Annotated in this window: 20 protein-coding genes; 3 read left to right on the top strand and 17 right to left on the bottom strand. The window is 51.6% G+C overall.

What is annotated here, in order from left to right; all coding sequences use genetic code 11:
* Position 1: 1 nt before the first annotated feature.
* From MCM46_16380 to MCM46_16315, 14 genes are all read right to left on the bottom strand, one after another.
* Positions 2-463 carry a hypothetical protein gene (locus tag MCM46_16380; GenBank protein MCG3113393.1) on the bottom strand — a complete coding sequence of 154 codons (462 nt, stop codon included), beginning with the start codon at positions 461-463 and terminating at the stop codon, positions 2-4.
* 28 nt (positions 464-491) lie between these two features.
* Complete coding sequence (locus tag MCM46_16375) at positions 492-2,345, bottom strand: ATP-dependent helicase (protein MCG3113392.1); 1,854 nt, start codon at positions 2,343-2,345, stop codon at positions 492-494.
* Between the two features lie 12 nt (positions 2,346-2,357).
* Positions 2,358-3,344 carry a toprim domain-containing protein gene (locus MCM46_16370; GenBank protein MCG3113391.1) on the bottom strand — a complete coding sequence of 329 codons (987 nt, stop codon included), beginning with the start codon at positions 3,342-3,344 and terminating at the stop codon, positions 2,358-2,360.
* Positions 3,345-3,400: 56 nt separating this feature from the next.
* Complete coding sequence (locus tag MCM46_16365; protein ID MCG3113390.1) at positions 3,401-5,086, bottom strand: hypothetical protein; 1,686 nt, start codon at positions 5,084-5,086, stop codon at positions 3,401-3,403.
* Positions 5,083-5,481, bottom strand: coding sequence for a hypothetical protein (locus tag MCM46_16360; protein ID MCG3113389.1), 399 nt, complete (start codon positions 5,479-5,481; stop codon positions 5,083-5,085). Before MCM46_16360 ends, MCM46_16365 begins: the two co-directional genes overlap by 4 nt.
* A gap of 243 nt (positions 5,482-5,724) precedes the next feature.
* Complete coding sequence (locus MCM46_16355) at positions 5,725-6,132, bottom strand: putative toxin-antitoxin system toxin component, PIN family (protein MCG3113388.1); 408 nt, start codon at positions 6,130-6,132, stop codon at positions 5,725-5,727.
* Entirely contained in the window at positions 6,129-6,407 is a 279-nt protein-coding gene (locus MCM46_16350) for a type II toxin-antitoxin system Phd/YefM family antitoxin (GenBank protein MCG3113387.1), read from the bottom strand. Before MCM46_16350 ends, MCM46_16355 begins: the two co-directional genes overlap by 4 nt.
* A gap of 108 nt (positions 6,408-6,515) precedes the next feature.
* Positions 6,516-6,713 carry a hypothetical protein gene (locus MCM46_16345; GenBank protein MCG3113386.1) on the bottom strand — a complete coding sequence of 66 codons (198 nt, stop codon included), beginning with the start codon at positions 6,711-6,713 and terminating at the stop codon, positions 6,516-6,518.
* Positions 6,714-6,766: 53 nt separating this feature from the next.
* Positions 6,767-9,058 (bottom strand): vitamin B12-dependent ribonucleotide reductase, encoded by a 2,292-nt coding sequence (locus tag MCM46_16340; protein ID MCG3113385.1) that lies wholly within the window; start codon positions 9,056-9,058, stop codon positions 6,767-6,769.
* Between the two features lie 203 nt (positions 9,059-9,261).
* A complete protein-coding gene (locus MCM46_16335; protein ID MCG3113384.1) occupies positions 9,262-9,666 on the bottom strand; it encodes a hypothetical protein in 405 nt (134 codons plus the stop codon).
* 339 nt (positions 9,667-10,005) lie between these two features.
* The gene (locus tag MCM46_16330) at positions 10,006-10,320 is read right to left on the bottom strand and encodes a hypothetical protein (protein MCG3113383.1); all 315 of its coding nucleotides are present in this window, start codon (positions 10,318-10,320) and stop codon (positions 10,006-10,008) included.
* 33 nt (positions 10,321-10,353) lie between these two features.
* Entirely contained in the window at positions 10,354-10,503 is a 150-nt protein-coding gene (locus tag MCM46_16325) for a hypothetical protein (GenBank protein ID MCG3113382.1), read from the bottom strand.
* 69 nt (positions 10,504-10,572) lie between these two features.
* Entirely contained in the window at positions 10,573-10,722 is a 150-nt protein-coding gene (locus MCM46_16320; protein ID MCG3113381.1) for a hypothetical protein, read from the bottom strand.
* Between the two features lie 195 nt (positions 10,723-10,917).
* A complete protein-coding gene (locus tag MCM46_16315) occupies positions 10,918-11,724 on the bottom strand; it encodes a Fic family protein (protein MCG3113380.1) in 807 nt (268 codons plus the stop codon).
* A 662-nt stretch (positions 11,725-12,386) separates the two neighbouring features.
* On the opposite strand from MCM46_16315, the gene MCM46_16310 reads away from it, so the two are divergent.
* The 3 genes from MCM46_16310 (at position 12,387) to MCM46_16300 (ending at position 14,484) form a co-directional block, all read left to right on the top strand.
* Positions 12,387-12,602, top strand: coding sequence for a hypothetical protein (locus MCM46_16310; GenBank protein MCG3113379.1), 216 nt, complete (start codon positions 12,387-12,389; stop codon positions 12,600-12,602).
* 191 nt (positions 12,603-12,793) lie between these two features.
* A complete protein-coding gene (locus MCM46_16305; GenBank protein MCG3113378.1) occupies positions 12,794-12,952 on the top strand; it encodes a hypothetical protein in 159 nt (52 codons plus the stop codon).
* 365 nt (positions 12,953-13,317) lie between these two features.
* Entirely contained in the window at positions 13,318-14,484 is a 1,167-nt protein-coding gene (locus MCM46_16300; protein ID MCG3113377.1) for a hypothetical protein, read from the top strand.
* 437 nt (positions 14,485-14,921) lie between these two features.
* On the opposite strand, the gene MCM46_16295 is transcribed toward MCM46_16300, so the two are convergent.
* The 3 genes from MCM46_16295 to MCM46_16285 form a co-directional block, all read right to left on the bottom strand.
* Complete coding sequence (locus tag MCM46_16295; GenBank protein MCG3113376.1) at positions 14,922-15,344, bottom strand: hypothetical protein; 423 nt, start codon at positions 15,342-15,344, stop codon at positions 14,922-14,924.
* A 367-nt stretch (positions 15,345-15,711) separates the two neighbouring features.
* Complete coding sequence (locus MCM46_16290) at positions 15,712-17,478, bottom strand: CHC2 zinc finger domain-containing protein (GenBank protein ID MCG3113375.1); 1,767 nt, start codon at positions 17,476-17,478, stop codon at positions 15,712-15,714.
* Positions 17,479-17,499: 21 nt separating this feature from the next.
* The gene (locus MCM46_16285; GenBank protein MCG3113374.1) at positions 17,500-19,290 is read right to left on the bottom strand and encodes a type IV secretory system conjugative DNA transfer family protein; all 1,791 of its coding nucleotides are present in this window, start codon (positions 19,288-19,290) and stop codon (positions 17,500-17,502) included.
* Between the last annotated feature and the right edge of the window lie 82 nt (positions 19,291-19,372).

Genomic DNA, 19,372 nt, shown 5'->3' with positions numbered 1-19,372 from the left:
ACTATCTCTTCGGAAGCGATTTCCCTTCAACTCTCCGTTGAATATGGAGGATGCTGCCTCCCAGAATCTTTTTCGTCAGATGGATCTTTTGCAATATTTCGTCCGGCCAGTTCGCCACCTTAATCCGGTACACCTCCGCCGGAAAATACCCCACCTCCTCATCCGGGATGGTTTTCAAGAGCGCTTCCGTCCCCACGATCCAGACTTTATCGTTTAATCGCTTGCTATGAATGAGCACCTTGACCTGTTCCAGGCTTCTCAGATAAACAAGAACGCCTTGTTTCTTCTCCTGTATCCGCCTCTCCAGGTCATGAATCATTCCCTCTCTCGCCAGGCCCTCTTGGTCCGATACCGGGAGGGGATCCAACACGATCAGATCATGATCCTTGACGATCGGATTGAATCCCGCCTCCCAGGCCTCCCGGACAAGGGGATGCGTGTCTTTCAGAACATTCCCGGTCATCGAGTCCCTCACCCCTTTTGTTTTTTTGTCAGACCTGCGACCGCGGGCTGAGCATTCGTCCCATCTCGTCGACAAAGTACGATCGCTGCCGTACTTCGTTCTGGACGTACCGGGCATGAGAGATATAGAGCCGCTCTTTCGTCCGGGTCACCCCCACATACATCAGCCGTCGCTCTTCCTCCAGATTCCCCTTCACGTGCGGAATATTCCCTTGAAAAGCTCCAATGAGAAAGACCACACGAAACTCCAGGCCTTTCGCCCCATGAAGGGTGATCAGGCGGATACCGCCTTTCTCTTTCGGACTCCCGCCCTGGATCGCCGCAATCGCCATCTCGTTGATAAAATTCGTCAGACTCGGTCCGGACGACAGCTCGAATTGATCGGCCATCTGCGCCAGATCTTTTAAATGACCCAGACGCTTTTCGTAATCTGAAGGTCCTCGTGAGATCTTCTGCAGATGAGAGAGGGTGTCGAACTCCTTCGCGGCCGCCCTCATCAAATCCGAGATGCACAATTGCTCCATTCTGGGACGGAGCTGATCCAGCCGGGTCAACACCTCTTGCAGACTTTTAGAAGCTTCTCCCTGCAGATACTGATGCTCAATCGCAAGTTCCGCCGCCCGATAGAGGCTGACTTCGTTTTGTTCCGCGATATCCTCCAGCAAATCGATTGACCGGGCGGTGATTCCAGGCGCTAATTTGAAAATCCTCTCCAGCGCGGGAGAATTCTCCGGTAGCGCGATCGCCGTGATCAGAGCCATCATGTCGCGCACCTCCCGCAGATCGTAGAAGGAGCGCTCGCCCATCTTCCGGCAGGGAATATTCCACCGCTTGAGGGAGGCCTCGACGATCGCAAGCGGCGCATGCCGTCTCCCCAGGATGGCGATCTCGTTGGAAGGGACCCCCCTGACCTGAAGGGTAAGAATCTCCTTTGCCACGAAATCCCCCTCCTCCGATTCAGACCAGAATCCACGAACCTCCAAATGACCTTCCGCCTCTTGCGCGCAACAGAGCTCTTTCTCATATCGACTTAAGTTGTTCCTGATCAAAGAACAGGCAGCTGTAAGCAAGACCCGGGGAAGACGGTAGCTCTTCTTCAGCGTGATGATCTTCGGAGAGAAATCGGCGACGAACAGGGCGATCACTTCCGGAGTCGATGACCGGAACGAGTAGATCGATTGGTCGTCGTCCCCGACCGCGGCGATCCCGCGCTCCTTTCCTAAGTGCGAGATCAACTGGTATTGGGCCAGATCACAATCCTGTACTTCATCGATGATCAGGTGGCGCCATTGATTCCTCACCTCCGCCAGGGTGGCGGGATCCTCCTTCATTAATTTCAGGCAGAGATAGACCAGATCGTTAAAGTCGATACATCCCTGCGATCGCATCTTCGCTTGATATGCGCTGAAGATCTCCGGGAACGGGTGGGATTCGGAGGCAAGCTGCTCTTCCGGTTTTGCCTGGGACTTGATATGGGCGATCGTTCTTGTGATCTCCGACAGATCCAACGAAACCTCGTTGAGTCCTATTCCGTGAATGACTTCTTTGAGGATCTTATTGCTATACTCCATCGAGGCGATATTAAAGGCCGTGTTGTATCCGAGTTTGTGTATGTGGCTCCTCAGTAGTTGGGCGCAGGTCCCGTGGATCGTCCGGATCCAGGAGAGGCGCTTCCCGGTGAGGGATAGAACACGATCTCTCATCGCCTGGGAGGCTTTATTGGTAAAGGTAATCGCCAGGATTTTCTCGGGATCTTCTCCCTCCCCGATCAATGCGGCGATCCGGTGTGCGATCGTCTCGGTCTTTCCGGTTCCCGGGCCTGCCAGAATCAATAACGGGACATCCCGGGTCAAAACGGCTTCCTTCTGTTCATCGTTGAGCAACAGTCCCCTCCTTCACATCAGTAACGGCGCATCCAGGTAACATTCGTTCACGTCTTTTCCACTCGGAAGATCGAGTTTCAGATGCGCGATCCCCCGCTTGCTGAATTCCTCCGCCAAATAGGCCGACGCCTCACATCCGGCGGGATCGGAATCCAGGCAGAGCACAACGCGTTTCCCCATGAGCAGATCGAACCAGCTCTCCTTGAAGCTCCCGGTTCCCGGGATCCCGACGGTGGGATACCCCGCCTGTAGCAGTGTGAGCGTGTCGATCTCCCCCTCACAAAGGTAGAGGTCCCGGGTCGATTTCAAGATCTCCTGGTTGTAGAAGATCTGCGCCCTCTCCGTCATGACAAACCGGCTGACCCCGCGCTCCTTCGCCTCCGCTTTTGTCAGAAGGCAGCGCCCCTTGATGGTATGCACGCGTCCCTCCAGCCGATACGGAAAGAGCATAAAGCTTAAGCCCTCTTTCGCGAAGAGATGGAACCGGGTCAGACCCGCCGCTTTCAAGCGGCTTCGCCCAAATCTTCGGCTCATCCGCCAAAAGAGATTCCGATAATCTTCCGGCCGGAGGAATCCGACCCCCATCTTCCGCGCGATATCGATATCGATCCCTCTGCCCGCCAGGTAACTTATCCCTTCCTTCTCTAAGGGAGCTTCCGACAACAGGGCGCGAAGAATCTCGTCCCTATCTTCCATCCCAAGCAGCGGGCCTTCGGATATTCTCTTCCTCGTCGACCGTTTTATCTCGCCCTTTCCGGAAAGATATTCCAATGCCTCATGAAAAGGGACGTTCAATACCTGCATCACCAGGTCGATCACCGACCCGCCGACTTGCGGGCAGACATAACAGCGAAAGGTGTTCTTCTCGATGTTAAATCGAAGAGAGGGGTTTCGATCCGGCTGATGCGCGAAACAGTGCGCCGAGCAGCCTCTGATTTTCAGTTCAAGCCTTTCCGCAACATCCAGGATCGGAATGGATTTAATCGTTCTCAGCTCCATGCGCCTCCTCTAAAAAAGAGGCCCCGAAGTGAATCCGGGGCCTCCCGCTTAAAGCTTTAGAATTTGGCATCCGGTACCTGCCCCGGGGCTTTCCGCTGGGGGGTCGTCTGGTTCGGAAGAGAGCCCTTCTCTTGCTCCTGACAACTCCGGCAGAGCGGCCGGCGGAAGCGCTTCAGGGAATATTGTTCCACCTCCACGGCAATCTCCGCCGGACAAGCCGAACAAATTTTCGCTCTCCCCTCGCCGGTTGCATCGGTGCTTTCCGCCTTGGCGCTCAGAACCTTCCGATGGAGAGCCTTCGCCTCCTCCATCGACAGATCCTTGAAATGCTTTTTTCCGACGGAACTCAGGTAATCCCGGACCGTCTTCAAAGGGACGCTCCCGATCGGATGTACCTCGCCCAGGATCGCCGACTGTAACTGTTCACGCGTCATTTCTTCTCTAGGGACCGTTTCTTCCCCTGGGCGATACGCCGGTTCCGTGCTTCCTTTTTCTTTCTCTTCTTTTCCTTGAGACGTGGGAGGAGCCTTCGTCTCCTCCTTGACATTCAGTGTTCCATCCCCCTTTTCATGATCTGTATTCGCGTTGGACTTTTCCGAAGTCGCTTTCCCCTCTGCCGAGAGATCAGGCGGAAAAACGGGAAGTGTGGCCCCAGCCACAGGCGCCTCGGCCTCTTCTGGTGGCCGTCCCTTCTCCTGGGATATCCGAATATTCGATGATCCTCCCGTGGCCCTTCTCACATGCAGTGCCCCACCCTGTGATCCTGAGCCATTGGTCCCATTTACCGGCAAGAGGGCTTGCGGTTTCTGGATCGATCCGAAGCCGGCGCTCTGGACGATCAAATCCGCTAACGGCAGCTCCGGGCAGTCGATCCGGATGATCCACTGTTTGGAGCGGACCCGTCCTTTCGCAGGATCCCAACGCGAGATCTCAGCTTCGTATTTAAAGAGTTCGAACGGAATTCCAACAATAGACCGCCCCCTCGCTGCGAGCGCCGATTGGAACATGTCGATCTTCTCTTTGATACCTCTCACCGAGTACCAGGAAGTGGTCGGCAGCCGCCACACGTCGGTTCCGGGCACTCCCAGGATCATGAAGTGAAGCACTCCTGAAAAGCGGCAACCATTGTCCGCATAGATCGGACACTCGTCGGGGATGCAAGGGAGTGTGATTCTATTCCTCTTGAATTCCCTCTTATGTTTCTCTTTACCCTCCCCCGCCTGTTCCATTTCGGGATCCCGGGTCGCGATCAACCGGCCTTCGATCGGCTCCGAGGAGCAGTAAAGACCCGATTTACGAAAAGCCATCAGCTTATGGGGAATCGTCTCCCACCACTTCTCGGACAGAAAGGTGATCCGAAGCCGGTCGATCTCTCCGCGCTCATTGGCATATAGCGTCCGGATTAAATCGGCATGCTCCGGATTGTTTTTGCACTCCGACCGGTAGACCGAAAAATACGGGACATTCGTCGGCCTCAGATCTTTCCTGAGCTCCTTTTCGATCTCGCGCGGAGAGCGCCCCTCCGAGGTCCATTTTTCAAAAAGCGTCCTCTCTTTCGCGGTGAGCGCGTTTTTTCCCGATTCGTACGGAACCTTGATCCCCGACCGGAGGACGCCCGCGTAGGTCGGCAGCAGGCGATCTCCTAACACCGATTCGGGCTCGGCCGGCAGATCGGCCTTCCCATCGGCGACGGCGTCCGATAAGTGAATGACGATGTTTTGATGATTGAGATCTCTTTTCAATTCTCCTCCTTCCTGATCTTTTGAAAGATGGGACAGACGGTTTCCCGTAACCATTTCTCAAGCTCCTTCACACGCAGGCTGAACGTTTCCTCGTGCCGTTCCGCCAATTCACGCGGCAGGGGCTGATTGGGATCCAGGCCGAGCTTTTCGACCTCGATACAGAGCGCCCGGTTTTGTTGTCTTCGATAGAGCCTTTTTAGGTCCCGCGCCGCCGAATCGAGCTTGCCCCGCATCCGCTCGTAGAGTTTCGGATGGACCCTTCTTAAAAAATCGTTGAACTCAGCATCGCTGATGGCGCAAGACAGAAGCCTCTCTTCAAGAGGTAGGTGAGCCGGCCTGAAATTCGCATCATGGAGAATCTCGTCCGGGTATCGTTTCGATCTCGGTTCTTGCATGGTCACCTCCCACGTTTCCACCACACTTCGTACACCGCCCTGGAACCTCCTTTTGAAATAAAAAAGCCCTTCAAAGGGATTCCTTCAAAGGGCTTGGTTAACATCCAATCTTCGGATTATTTATAGCATTCAGTCATGGCAAAACTTCAGCCAGGCAGTGTTCCCCTCACTGATCCAACAGGGACTTAAGACGGTTCTCTCAAGCCCGGAGCATTTTGTTTCGATTGGAATTTTAGTTATTTGTTAAAGACGCCTGGTGAATTCGGCGGGAGAAAAGATCGGGTATCGGCCTGCCAAGATCAGCAAATCTTCGTCTCCCGTGACGAGCGCTTCGGCACCGGAATCGATCAGCGCAGATAAAATAGCGGCGTCATCCGGATCCCGTAAATCTTCAAAGCTCATCGGTGGGGGGGTCGTGATCACACATTTGAAGCGGAGCAAAAGGAGAAATCGTTCAATTTCCTCTGCATCCCATTTCAATCTCTTGTTGATTTTTGGATAGGCTAAAATCCTCCGGATTTCTTCCAGCATTTGTTCGGAGAAAACCAGGTCGAACCGTGCCTCTCTCCAGGCCTGGACAATACGACCGGGAAGACTATCAGGGATGATCAACCCGGAGAGGAGGACATTGGTGTCTAGAACGACCCTCATTTACGGCTGCGGCGGCCCGACGCCGTCTTGGCTTTGCGCAGTTCTTTCTCGACTGTTTCGATCGTCTCCCCTTTAAAGGCTTCCTGTAAGCCGCCGACCAGACGGTCGAATTCCGATTCCAACGCCCGCATTTTATTGAACAGCTCGATGTCCACGATCGCTGCCACCGGTTTTCCAGCTTTGGTAACCAGAATGGAATCATGCCGGTACTGGACTTCGTTGATAAGTTCACCCAGATTCTTGCGCACCGTCATTGCCGTTGCTTCCTTGATCATCGGACCTCCTCAATTGCTATAATTGTTATAATCATAGCAATCATATCATTCAGATCGGACCCTGTCAAATGATTCTGCCCTGGTCCTCCGGCCAGGCGTGTTTCCCCATTACTGCCAGTATCCGCAATAAACGCAGCGAAAGGCTCGGTCGCTGGAATCCCAGTAAAGGGCGACGATCAGATGGTCCCCGTCGATGCCGCCCGCCTTGCAGTGCGGGCAGACCCCGAGGGGCGCCCTCCCGGCCGAATCCTTTCCGGCCGAATCCGTTTTCTTCTTCACACGCCCCGCCCGATCGGTCATTACCATGAACTTCCTCCCATCAAACCGACAAAGTAAAGTCGCTTCCTTCAATCGGCCCTTCAGCATTTGGACCAGGAACAGGCGGCGCAGAGGAGACATCCTTCCTGTATCCGGAGCGAAGAGGCACCGCATTCCGGACAGGGAAGCCTCATCTCCGCGGCTTCCTGGACCCGGGAAACCACCGTCGTCAACCCTTTGATCAAGGCATACGCATCGGAGGTCATCTCACCGAATTGATCGTTCGATTTCACCAGTTGCTCCAGCACCTCCTCGATCGGCGCGCCCGATCGAAGCAGCTTGCTTCCCAGCCGGCAGACCATGTCGAGCAGCTCTCTGTTTTTGACATGCGGCGAGGGGGAGAGAAAAAGCTCCCGGATGCTCCCTTGAGAGCGCAGGATATCGAAGATCCCTGCCATGCTCTCCTCCTGAATCAGGAATCCGACATGGACATAGGAATTGCCTCGTTTCGTCTTGACCTTGATCCTCAACTCCGGAATGAGGTCGGGAAGCTCCGATGTCATCCGATCCTCTTTTCCACTTTCTGTCGCCGGCACTTCCCTAATGTCGGAGGTATTTTGAGGAATACCTCCGACATTCATGACCTGATCCAGCCGGGCCCCGTCCCGATAGACGGTGATTCCCTTGCAGCCGAGATCATAAGCCAACTGATACGCCTGCTTGACCGCATCGCATGTTGCCGTCGACGGGAGGTTGACCGTTTTGCTGACGGCGGAATCGGAGAACTCCTGAAAGGCCGCTTGCATCCGGACATGCCACTCGGGAGAGATCCCATGCGAGGTGACGAAGACCCGCTGCCAATGCGGGGGGACCTGATCGATCCCCTGCACCGAGCCTTTGTTCTTCACGATCTTATCGAGCAGGTCACCGGTCCAAAAGCCCTCGCGCTTGGCCACTTCGACGAAGTAGTCGAGGACGTACGCGAGATGATCTCCTCCCATGACGTTCTTGTACCAGATCAGCGAAAATTCCGGCTCACACCCTCCGGAGGCGTCGGCGATCATCGAGAGCGTTCCGGTCGGCGCCACTGTGGTGACGTAAGAGTTCCGTACCTTCTCTCCCCGCTTTTCATGCAGAGATCCCTTCCAGTTCGGATAGACCCCGCGCTTCTCGGCCAGCTTGGCCGATTCATCGTAGCCGATCTCCCGGATGAAGCTCATGACCGTTTTCGCCGTCTCAATCCCTTTCTCTGAGTTGTAGGGGATCGCCAGCTTGAAGAGCATCCGGGCGAAGCCCATCACTCCCAACCCGATCTTCCGGTTGGCTTTGGTGATCCGTTCGATCTCTTCGATCGGATAGCGGTTCATGTCGATCACATTGTCCAGGAAGTGGACGGAGGTCCTCACGCTCTTCTCCAGGGCGGCCCAATCGAATCGATATTGACCACCCGCACCCGCCACTGATTCCAGGGTGTCGACTGCAACCAGATGCCGCTCCAGGTTGAGGCTCCCCAGGTTGCAACTCTCGTAAGGAAGGAGCGGTTGCTCCCCACAGGGATTGGTCGCCTCGATCTCCCCAATCTGCGGCGTCGGATTGGACTGGTTGGCGCGATCGATGAAGAAGATCCCCGGCTCTCCTGTTTTATGGGCCTGACGGGCGATCTGATCCATCACTTCCCGGGCCGAGATTTTCTGTAACACCTCTTTGGTCCTTGGATTGACCAACAAGAAATCCTCTCCCTTCCTGTAGGTCTCCATAAACGCGTCCGTGACGGCGACCGAGATATTGAAATTGGTGATTTCTTTCGTGTCCTCCTTGCAGCGGATGAACTCCAGGATATCTGGATGGTCGACCCGAAGGATTCCCATGTTGGCGCCGCGGCGCGTTCCTCCCTGCTTGACCGCTTCCGTGGCGTGATTGAAAACCTTCATGAACGAGATTGGCCCTGACGCGACCCCTCCGGTGGTCCGGACCAGGTCGTTCTTCGGCCGAAGCCTGCTGAAGGAGAAGCCGGTGCCGCCTCCGGTCTTGTGTATGATCGCCGTATGCTTGATCGCGTCGAAGATCCCCTCCATCGAATCTTCCACCGGAAGGACAAAACAGGCCGACAACTGCTGCAGATCCCGGCCGGCGTTCATCAGCGTGGGAGAGTTCGGAAGAAATCTTAATTCCGAAAGCGTTTCAAAAAATTCCTGGGAGACCCCCTCCACATCGGCCGCTGGATCATAGAACCGATCGGCTTGTGCGATATTCCGGGCGACTCGCCGGAAGAGTTCCTCCGGGGTCTCGATCACCTGTCCTTCCTCGTTCTTCGCCAGATACCGCTTCTCGAGCACTCGAAGCGCATTGCCTGAAAGCGTTCCGTTTGGATTGTATTTGATATCTTGCTGCATTGGGTTGACTCCTGTTTTTCTTATCCCGTTGGTTGATGCACATGCTTTCCCCTCAGAGCAACTTCTATGCCGGCCGATGGCAGAAAACATCCTTCAGACCTGTTTTTGCGACAAGGCCTAAAATCTTTCCAAATAGGGGTGTCGCAAAATGGATACCTCCAAAAGGCGCAGGAAGAGGAGCCCCTCCTCCTGCGCCCACGGCGTCAGGAAGCGCTATAGCGGGATCTCACATAACGATCGACTTCCGCGCGCGCCCTCTTGCAGCTGCCGATCCTTTCGGGATCGATCAGGCAGACCCGAAAGATCGTGATCGCATCGAGGATCTCGCCGATCGATCCCTTCGTCAAAGCGACCTCCCGAACCCAGATCTCCATCGCTCGAAGAAAAGAAGTATCCTCTTCTCCGTTGACCTGATAGATGAAGGTAGAGATCCGGTCGGCCTCCCGGTATCGAAGTCCAAACCGCTTCATGTAGGACCCGGCCGACATCCTCCAGGCGAGATATCTTTCCGAACGGCTCTTTTGGGACGGGTTCCCCACAAGCCCCTTCAGGGCCGCAAAACAGGGATTGAATCTCTCTTCACGCTTCTTGATTTCAATCTTGCTCATCGTCGATCTCCTAGTTTAAAAGGGGGGGTAAAAATGTTTCGGACAAAAACTCCTCAGAAACTCCAGATCCGAGCGCCGTCGGAATCCAAGGAATACCGAAGACGCCGGTCTTCCTCTCTCTGACCTCTCTGATAACACAATGGTGAGCTGTCTCTTCCTTTTGGGGCCTCTCCTTGCCAGGTCGATAAAAATTTTCCTCCTCGAGCGTGATTCTTCTTCATGGGTATTCCTCCTTGTCGTTTTGGTGAGTTGATTTTTTTAATTGACAGGAAGGCCCCAAATCGATAGACTGATCTCAGTTAGATAGAAGCGTCTCCCGATAAGGGACCTTCGAAGGGATCAATCAGTTAGAGCTGGTTGATCCCTTTTTATTTGGATGACCTTTCCGACCGCCCTTTCTTTATGATCCGCCGGAGAGTCGATCGCGGTGATAAAGAGCTTCTGGGCGAGCTGGTAGATTCCCGCGAAGAGAGCGCCTGCGATCCCCAACACGAACACCGAGACTCCCAGATTCGCCCAAACACCGGATGGATATCCCAGGATCATCCCCGCGCCCACCCCGATACACATCGCCAGGGTAGAAACGAGAGCGATCCCACTGATGACCAGCAGCGAGGCGATCGTGCCGTGGAATATGTTCTGATAGGTCTTCATTCCTCCTCCTTGTCGTTGGTTGGTCGTTAAGTCTTACCTTCCCATGGCCCGGTCGATTCGAATTTCCCGCCGGTGATCCTTCAGATCGCTCCAATCGATTCCGCGCTCCATGTAGGGAAGCGCTTTCTTCATTTCCCTGAACAGGACCTCTTCTCGCGTGGCTCCGCCCGTGATTCTCTTCATGATCTTCTCCTCTCTTTTTGATTGTCGGCTTACGGATGGTTCGGTGACGGATGGAAGAAACGGCTTCTTTTAAGCCCGCTTCTTGGTTGAAGGTGTGGCCCGGTAGGGAGCGCGCGTCGGCCTCCAACCACAGATGATGCAGTAGACGGAGAAACATTTTCCTTCGTGGGTGGCGACAAACTCATTGCCGATCAGCCCCTGACACCTCGGACAGTTCATCGAAATCACCTCCTTTCTGAAAACAAAAAAGCCCTCGGGAGAAAGAATTCTCCGAAGGGCTTTGACGATTCACCCGGGCTTCGGGCTATTTAGATATGGATTCTATTATGGCGAAATGATATCGCCGGCGGCGCTCCCCTCGCCGAATCCTGAAAAAAAAAGGCCAAAGGGAAAGAACTCCTGGGCCGTCACTCTCTATTTTGATTTTCCTCTTTTTCGCTGTTCTTGATGAGCCCGCTCAAACAGTAGCTTCGTAGTTCCCCAAGCATTTGCGCAAAAGGATTTAAATTCCACCAATTTATCGGGCTCCGGAAGGAGCGGCTTCCCTTTCTTCACCGTTCCGACCTCAAAATCATATTCGGAAAGAAACCGGATATATTCCAACCGGCTTTCATTGGGGATGATGATCGGAGGATAGCCTGATTTTAAGACCGGCACATTGGCCAGAAGTCTCGCCATTCTGCCGTTCCCATCGAAGAAGGGGTGAATTCGAACTAAGGAAACATGAAGATCGACATAAGCGGAAAGAGCGGCCATCTCTGAGAGATTTTCAGCCATCCGGCTATTCAGCGAGCCGATCCATTCTTTCATCAGGTAGGGTACATCTTCAGGTGAAGCGAAGTTAATGACTACCTGCTGATTGTTGATCACCGCATTGGTTCCGTTCGGCTCCTTCTTCCACGCGCCGACCGGTTTGAAGATATCCACGACGACATTCGTCTGAACCGCCTTATGGAGCAAGAACAAATCCTTTTCGGTAAGGGATGTGTTACGCCGAAGCAAGTCATAGAGAAGGTCGATCGCTTTTGCATGGCCGATGACTTCCTGGTGATCCTTCACCGGCTTTCCTTTGATCGCAAGCCCTTCGCGGATGACGAAAGCCGTCTCTTCCAGCGTGAGAGAATTTCCCTCCAGCGCAGTCGTTGTGTGGGTCCAGAGGTTCCTCAGCTGGACGATGAGGGCATCGCGGATATCCGGATCAAGGTTATTTAGAAAGTTCACTCTTTTACCCTCAATACAATTCGCCGATCTTCGATGCGCTTTACAGACGATATCAACCGCTCATATCTCCGTCAATCTTTTCTATTTGGTTCATCTTCGCATGACCAACGATTCCGAACGGCGTAAGGACATCGCCTCGGATCTCCGACCGTTGATTAGGAATTAGGTCCTCTCCCTTATTGCATGCTCAGTTTGTCCCTGAAGATCCTGCTACTAACCTACTCCCAGTTTTAGAATGCTGGCTCAGATCCAAATTAAGTAAACCAAACGAGAACCGAAAAGACGACAGAGAACGAAGTTCCGTGAAGAAAAACATCGAAGAAGATGTGGTCCGTTTTACGAAGCGTGGACCCGTTCTGTAACAGGATGCCGCTCCGAATTTTAAACATCGAAACCGGCGACAACCTTCGATTAGAAGGAAAAGCGTGCTCTCATGGTCAACGATTATTAAACCGAGAAGAGTTTATCGACAATGCCAGCGATCGGAATGTGTCATTTCGTCGGCATGATTGCATGCGTACTTGAGATCTCAAATTTAAAACCGCCCTCCGAATGAATAGAAGAAACGGATATCAGATAAGGTAGACGGAATGCATCAGCGAAAAAGGGGTCCATGAGCTCAGGCGCATTTATAGGTAATACGCCGCTCTATGAAGAACAAATTGAAAACTGGATCACTCGAAGATATTTCAAAAGGAATATATGAATGGAAAAAACTGAAATATTATGATGATAAGAGAAGAGAGGAGGGCATTCAAAGAGTAGGCATAGAAAGACCTTTCCGCCTTAGTTCTATTTTTAAAATTGGCAGAAAGGTCAAAGGTGTTGATATTTTGGACTTTCGTCCCCGGCACCCAATAAATGGGCCTTGTAATTAATATTAACAAAATGAAAAATACCATTTTCCAATTTCAGTGTCAAGAAAAATATGAGATTTACGCCCAAATTATATGTGAAAGAACCAGTAATCGAGGCTAAAAAGTGAGATTCCAGTTAACAGCAACCCGCATAGCAATAGAATTGAGGGATAGTCCCGCTGAGTTTTAAAGATAAATTAAGGACATAAAATATGCGGCTGCATCAGCTTTGCAACACAGATGGCATCACGAAAATTGCATCAGGATTATTGCATCAGCTATCGCATCAGGAAATCGGGATGGAATTGAGAAAAGAAGAAAAACATTTATTTATTGGTCTGATTCTCTGGTTTCAACCTTTAGAAAAATGATTTCACCAGATTAACATTTTATGCTCGGTTAGCTTTTCAAAGTCGATACTTGATTTGTCAGACATTGCAAGAGAAACTTTCTTCCTGAAGTCAGCGGTTGAAGAAAATTGATGAGTGGAGTAGATTGCACATAAAAAGAAACAATGCTGTTGCGAACATCTTGATATGCGATGGCCCAGATCATCAAGATTCAAGACGCGACCCCAAGAAGCGTTCGCCAATCTGAAGAGGCCATGATTCAATTTGATGATTGGCTGAAGGGAAATGTAAACGATCGCCGCATGTTTATTTCATATAATAACGGGTTCGATTGGCAGTTCATTAATTGTTATAATAATAATCGAACTTTATTTTGAGTAGAGATAATGCCATCAGAATCTAAAAATAGAGAGGGGTGGCATCAACAAATTGAAAATGTCTTGGATTCCCTGACCTCCTACTTTATTACACTTTGGACGTTACTAAGGAATCCTCGGGCTCAACTTTCATATCTCCTTTCATCGGACAAGAAACCTTATAAGGCAATCTCTCCATATACTTTCCTCATTACAAATATCGTGATTGTCTTAACAGTTGAAGAGATATTTGGTTATTCTATTCCAGAATTTCCTTTACCCGAATTTTTACATCAGTTGCCCTGGATTCCAAAATTTCCTTTTTCAGTTATTCCGTATTTGCTAGGTGGGCTCGTAATATCGACTTTGCTTCTCTTTTTTGTCTCACGTTCAGATTTTCCACATGAAATAAAGAGAGTTGCCCCAGTTGTCTGCTATGCGAGTGTCGTATATCTCCCTTTTTCGTTAATAGAAATGCTGGCCCCTAATATATTCGACACCTTTTGGTTGTCGATTAGTAATAGGCAGTTACCTCCTTCTAGCTCGTCTTTCTTGATCGAGTTCCTCGCTTTTGTCTCTTTTTATTGCTTAGGTGTTATGTGGTGGCTGTATTTGCTCCATCTCGGTATGCAGTCTGTTAACCTGCAATTTTTATATAATGGAAGAACCGAAACATTGGCTTTTGCCGCCGTTTCATATTTGGGCATTAAACTGGCTGTCTATCTTTTAATGGGTACTTTTTACATGGCACAATTGCTAGCAGCAAAAAATCAATTAGAAGAACTCAAAGGGGCAATCATGGCTGACCCGCCAAATTACTCCGCTTGCCATCTATTGGCAATAAAAGTTTCGGCTAATGACCTACTTCCGATTTTTTATCGGTATAAAGCTAGCATGATGGCCGCGGGTTGTCTGCCAGCAGTTTTCTTGCCTGAAGAAAGGGATTCAAAAGCACTCAAACAAGTAATCGAAGCGATACGGAACTCAGACCATAGGACAACCAGAGAAAACCTCGAAGGTTACTTTACTGAACTTGGAAAAAATAAAACGAGTGGATATCCTTCCATTCATAAAATGGGAAGTGATTTCCTTAAACAAGCCGATGAGTTTTACAAATCTCCACAGTTTGTGGAGTATAAGGGAGAGGTGACGATTGGGATTATATCTTCTGATACCCTAATTGCTCTGTTTCCATGAAGGATACTTGTTGAATTGAACATAATTTCAGATCGTCTTTCTTATAAATGGCGTAGGATGTATTTAAAATTAATTGCATTGGGAGGATTGTCGAGGAACAATGGTTGTTACCAGGTCGGGTGCACGACAAATTTTTGAGATCGCAGGGTTCCGACGCAAAAAATAGGGTCACGTCTACTTTCTTGTCATTCACTAACTGCCTGTACCACCCTGGTCGTCTTTCCCCCACGCAAAAATATTTCTTTCGATCCCAGAAAGTTATGCCAAGACCTTTCAAAAATCAACAAAGGTTTCCTTCCGTAATAGTCAATCATCAGGACAATGAAATTTGAGGGTTCGTAGGTGTACGCCAGAATGATACCCCTTCAAATCTGCTGGGTATTGGAAGGCTCCCTGAATGATTAGAATCTTTTGAATTCTTCATTATTCGAAACCAATCAATGCTTGAAGATGAAATCTATTTTTTCGCCATTCGCCTTAAACCAGGAGTTCAGTAAACCAAGGCTATTATCAACATTCTGAATCGTGTTGAAGAGAAACTTGTTCGAGAATTTGACCGTAACATGGCTCTCCATGACGGCGCGCTGAAGCGCCGCCATCCGATCGGCCGTGTGACAGACGATCAGAATCCCCACCGGATCTTTTGAATTTACCGGAGCGAGAATGCGGTTGAGTTGCATGAACGCGACCAGCTTCTGGAGAAATTCCGGCGTGTGGGTGGTTCCGGCGTCGATCTCGACGAGATAGCTGTAATATGAACCATGGGGCAGGCGAACTGTAAATCTTAAATCCGGGATCCGTTTTACCCTAACTTTCTGGACCTGTTTTGCCAGCATTCCGTGATCATACAATCTGATCACCTGATACCTTCTGGGCTCCCCTTCATAGATTCTTCTAATAAACCGGGTTACGGTAATTTCGTGAAAAAGGAATTGTCCTTTCAGCCGAACACGCCGAATTCGGTCGATCGGCATGACGGATTGTGAAACCAATATTTCGATTCCTCCTTCCGCGATGGCGTACACCGGTTTATGAATGATCGGAACTCGCACGCGGATTTTCGGCGGCTGCAACCGTGTGATACAAGATGCGCTCATTAGTCTGGACATCCGTCTCTCAAAAACCTGCCGACGGACCAGGCGTCCATTTCCGACAAAAAATCGAGCGTGCATATCATCGGCGAAGGCCGGCCCGCTCGCGAGATATTTGAGAACGTCGATATCGCGATTAGTCAGAACAACTCCCTTTTGCTTCGGCATTGGTTCCCCCCCCCACCTCAATCTCGTTCTCTCTGCATAACCTCTCGATCTCCATGTTGATGCGCTCGAGATTATTGAGCCGTGACGCCTCGAAAATATCTTTTATCTGTCCGATCATTTCTTTGGCTTTCATCGGATCTCGCCGAAGCTCCTTTAGAAGTTTCAAATGCCCCTCCGTTAAGCGATTGACGTGCCAGAGGAGACCGGCTTTCGACAGCTCTTTGGCATGCGAGACGAACGAGATATATGCCTGAGAGAGAATCTGATTCCTTTTCGTGAGGAGTTGATTCTTCTCTTTGATCTCTTTGGATCGTTTTTGAATTTCCGCCATTTTGGATTCGGCCGAGTCGGTTTGTTCGGCTCTCTCCTGAGGCCGGTTCTCGGAAAGGAATTCGCGTCTTCCATCCGTCTCGTCCGCATATCGCCCCTTGGAAACCTTCTCAATGGTTTTTCGAATATCTTCCTGCGGAAGCTGGGAAGCATCCGCTAAGTAGCGGAGTATCTCCTTTCGTTCGACTTCATCCGAGAAATAGGGCCATAAAGAGGCGACCTCCTGGAATCCCCGATCACGATCGAGGGTGTTCTTCAGATCGTACTGGTCCCTCATCGCTAGGACCAGCCACGGCCCCGCCTTCACCGGATGCCGGATCACTTTTTTGATCACCTCGGCTCCAAGCTTGACGATCAGCTCATCAGGGTCTTTGATCGTCCGGGTCCCGTCATTCGGATCGGGCGCCGTAATCTCGGTAACGTATAACGCGAACCTCGGATGTTTCTGGATGAGATATCGAATGAGCGGCGAGACCGCTTTCTTCCCCGATGGGTCACTGTCCAATAAAACGATGAGCCGCTGAAACCGTGTCGCCTCCAGCGCCTGTCCGAATCCTTCTTTTAACGTCGTGCCCCCGAGGGCGGCTGTGTTTTGAAGCCCCTGCGATAACATCTGAAGGCAATCGAGGATTCCCTCCACTATGACCAGAGACCCATCTTCGGGGACCCACCTTTTGGCATAATAAAGGTTGTAAGGAGAATCGACATGAAAGTTGATGCTGTTTTTATACTTCGGATAATCGTCCTCCTCTTCCGGCTTTAAACTCTTCAGGCGGGCTCTCGTGGCCCCGGCGACGAAAGCGGCCAGAGTTCCGTTGAAAGCGCGCCAGCCGAAGAGAATCTCGTAGAATGTTCCATACCCTTTCGTGAGGATCCCTGAATTTTTAATTTCCTCATAACTGAACCCCTTTTTCTTCAGAATCCCGGTGAGTCTGGAACGATTACCGATAAAACCGACATCGTGCGCCTTCAATACTTCTGAAGAAAGATGTCTCTCATGCGTCAGGTACTCCCATGCCTCCTCCGCCTCCGGAAGATTCCAATCCTGTTTCGCCTGCGCCATGATCTCTTCGCGAATATCCCGCTTGGATGATCGTAAAAGAGGGAGCGGATATCCCGCTTCCCGTGCCATTTCTTCCAGGGCGGCGCGCTTATCGCAGCCTCTGAGTTTGCAGAGGAAATCGAAGATGTCTCCACCGGTTTTCCCGGGGCATTGGAAACAATTGAAGAGCTGTTTGTCAGGGGTGATGGAAAAGCAGCCATGACCCCGGCAGAAAGGACATTGAGGAAGGGAGTAATTCTTTCCTGATCTTCGTGCGGCCTGCGACGTCCATTTCTCGACCAGGCCGACAATATCGACTCTTCTTTTCACCTCCTCAAACGCATTGACACCCCCTTCTTTCATGGTGGACCTCCTTCGTTTAACTTACCATCCGACAATCTCCCCTCCACCCGGAGCGCCAGGCGGAATGGGTGACGGATTGGAGGAGGGGAAAATATCGGGCCCGGGTAAATCGAGATCTTTATAAGAAGGAGGCGTGAGGGATTCCGTATTGGGCCGATACGCCTCCACCGGCAGTCCTCTTCTACGCTTGAATACCCAATCCCTATAGGAGGATACGAGTTTGACCCAAATCGGGCGTAACCCTCCGATGTGAAGAAGCGCAGCACCGAGGGGCATATTATAAATCTCATCGACCGTCAACACCTGCCTTTCCAGATACGCCGTGGTGGTAACCCTCCCTCCCCTGAACGATCGGGACACCCGCTTATCCGGAATCAGACATTTCCCGGAAAGCTCCGAGATGCGCTCGCACGTGGTTTGATCGCACCCCTGCAAGCAGATCTCTGTTTTCGTATTCACTGCGATCGAGACGACTTCGTGCGGCTTGTAGCGGGTCATCTGCCCCTCCGCCTGCAGGTAGGTGATGATGCCGACGCGGGCCGATCTCGCCGTGTTCGCAAAATCGGCCAAATCCGGCAGATGCAGCGCATAGAATTCATCCAGATAAACAAAGAGCGGCAGTCCATCCTCTTTCGTTCGCACCGGCCGCTCATAGACTTTCAGCATCAGGGCGCGAAGCAGGATCGAGGCCGCCAGTCGCGCCTTCGGATTGCTGTGCGGGCTGGCGATGATCAGAAGGGTCGGCTCCCGGAAAAGAAGGCCCAGATCCAGATCGGAGCGAGAAAACGCGGCGCTGATACTCTGATCCGAAAATAAATCGAGCTTGTTGAGAATTCCGCTGAGAATGTCCGTTAATCGCTGCTTATTCTGGAATGCGTTCGTAAATTCGGATTGAAGAGTCGAATCACGACAATAGGTGACCGCCGCTTCCAGCGCCGGAACCCCCCGCAGCGCCAGCTGATATACCATCGGAAGGCTGCACTGTTTCGGGTCCCGATAGCCCCTGACCAACTGACACATCAGGCGGAAGAGCCGCCGCTCCTGAAGGTCGAACCAGATCGAGGTGTCATTCGCATCGGTGTTCCGCTTTCCATACACCGCCTCCTCGATCTGGGCCAACGCCTGATCGGTCGCATCTGCCAGCGGCTCAAACCCGGGACAGTCCGGATGATACGGATCGAAGAGAATGACCTTTTTACCCTTGGCGCTCCAGGCGCCTCCGATGGTCTTAAAGGCTTCGGGCGATTTGACGTCGAGGACCACGGCGGAGCACTCTCCTGAAGCATCTTCAATCAGCTGGGGGAACATGAATCCATCCGTCTTCCCGGTGCCGGCGCGGCCCTGGACCCGTATGTGTTCGAAGCGGTCTTTCTCCGGCAGGGAGAGGGTGATGGGAAGAACGATTCTCTTTGTTCCCAAAATAAACCGATTTTTATCTCGCTGATTGAAGAAGAATTCCAGAAGCAATCCGTAAAGAAGAAGCGCAATGATCATGGAAGCGGTGAGGATGATCACCATCTGGTCGGGGTGCTCGAATGTGGAGAGCCCGACCTGGTGGAGACGCCACGCGAATACGATTGCCAACAGACCTGCATAGATCAGGACCACTGCATAGACACAGAGGGGAAAGCGGGCCCAATTCCCCAGATGCGAGAGGGCCTCCCAGGCGGTCGCAAGTCTCCCCGATCCCTTTGCTCCCGGTTTTCGCCTGGTCCCAATTACAAGAACTAAGAGAACAAGAAAACCGATCAGCAGATAGAAGTATTGATCTGTGAACGATTGAATGTTCCGAATCGAATCAAGCGAGTTCATGGAACGCCTCCTGTCAATGATCGCGAATGCGGACCCTGTGCGATCTTGCATTGTTTCAGATTCAACATGCGCTTTGCTCCGA

The organism is Candidatus Manganitrophus morganii, from assembly GCA_021651055.1.
Classification (GTDB): Bacteria; Nitrospirota; Nitrospiria; order SBBL01; family Manganitrophaceae; genus Manganitrophus; species Manganitrophus morganii.
Note: the sequence above shows the minus strand (reverse complement) of the source record. Positions and strands in the feature narration are given on the sequence as shown.

What these genes read in the sequence shown, in the direction of transcription:
- MCM46_16355 (MCG3113388.1), bottom strand. Translation starts at nt 6,132, where the DNA reads ATGAGGGTCGTTCTAGACACCAATGTCCTCCTCTCCGGGTTGATCATC.
- MCM46_16335 (MCG3113384.1), bottom strand. Translation starts at nt 9,666, where the DNA reads ATGAGCAAGATTGAAATCAAGAAGCGTGAAGAGAGATTCAATCCCTGT.
- MCM46_16320 (MCG3113381.1), bottom strand. Translation starts at nt 10,722, where the DNA reads ATGAACTGTCCGAGGTGTCAGGGGCTGATCGGCAATGAGTTTGTCGCC.
- MCM46_16370 (MCG3113391.1), bottom strand. Translation starts at nt 3,344, where the DNA reads ATGGAGCTGAGAACGATTAAATCCATTCCGATCCTGGATGTTGCGGAA.
- MCM46_16305 (MCG3113378.1), top strand. Translation starts at nt 12,794, where the DNA reads ATGCGGCTGCATCAGCTTTGCAACACAGATGGCATCACGAAAATTGCA.
- MCM46_16345 (MCG3113386.1), bottom strand. Translation starts at nt 6,713, where the DNA reads ATGGTAATGACCGATCGGGCGGGGCGTGTGAAGAAGAAAACGGATTCG.
- MCM46_16360 (MCG3113389.1), bottom strand. Translation starts at nt 5,481, where the DNA reads ATGCAAGAACCGAGATCGAAACGATACCCGGACGAGATTCTCCATGAT.
- MCM46_16380 (MCG3113393.1), bottom strand. Translation starts at nt 463, where the DNA reads ATGACCGGGAATGTTCTGAAAGACACGCATCCCCTTGTCCGGGAGGCC.
- MCM46_16340 (MCG3113385.1), bottom strand. Translation starts at nt 9,058, where the DNA reads ATGCAGCAAGATATCAAATACAATCCAAACGGAACGCTTTCAGGCAAT.
- MCM46_16285 (MCG3113374.1), bottom strand. Translation starts at nt 19,290, where the DNA reads ATGAACTCGCTTGATTCGATTCGGAACATTCAATCGTTCACAGATCAA.
- MCM46_16350 (MCG3113387.1), bottom strand. Translation starts at nt 6,407, where the DNA reads ATGATCAAGGAAGCAACGGCAATGACGGTGCGCAAGAATCTGGGTGAA.
- MCM46_16325 (MCG3113382.1), bottom strand. Translation starts at nt 10,503, where the DNA reads ATGAAGAGAATCACGGGCGGAGCCACGCGAGAAGAGGTCCTGTTCAGG.
- MCM46_16330 (MCG3113383.1), bottom strand. Translation starts at nt 10,320, where the DNA reads ATGAAGACCTATCAGAACATATTCCACGGCACGATCGCCTCGCTGCTG.
- MCM46_16290 (MCG3113375.1), bottom strand. Translation starts at nt 17,478, where the DNA reads ATGAAAGAAGGGGGTGTCAATGCGTTTGAGGAGGTGAAAAGAAGAGTC.
- MCM46_16300 (MCG3113377.1), top strand. Translation starts at nt 13,318, where the DNA reads ATGCCATCAGAATCTAAAAATAGAGAGGGGTGGCATCAACAAATTGAA.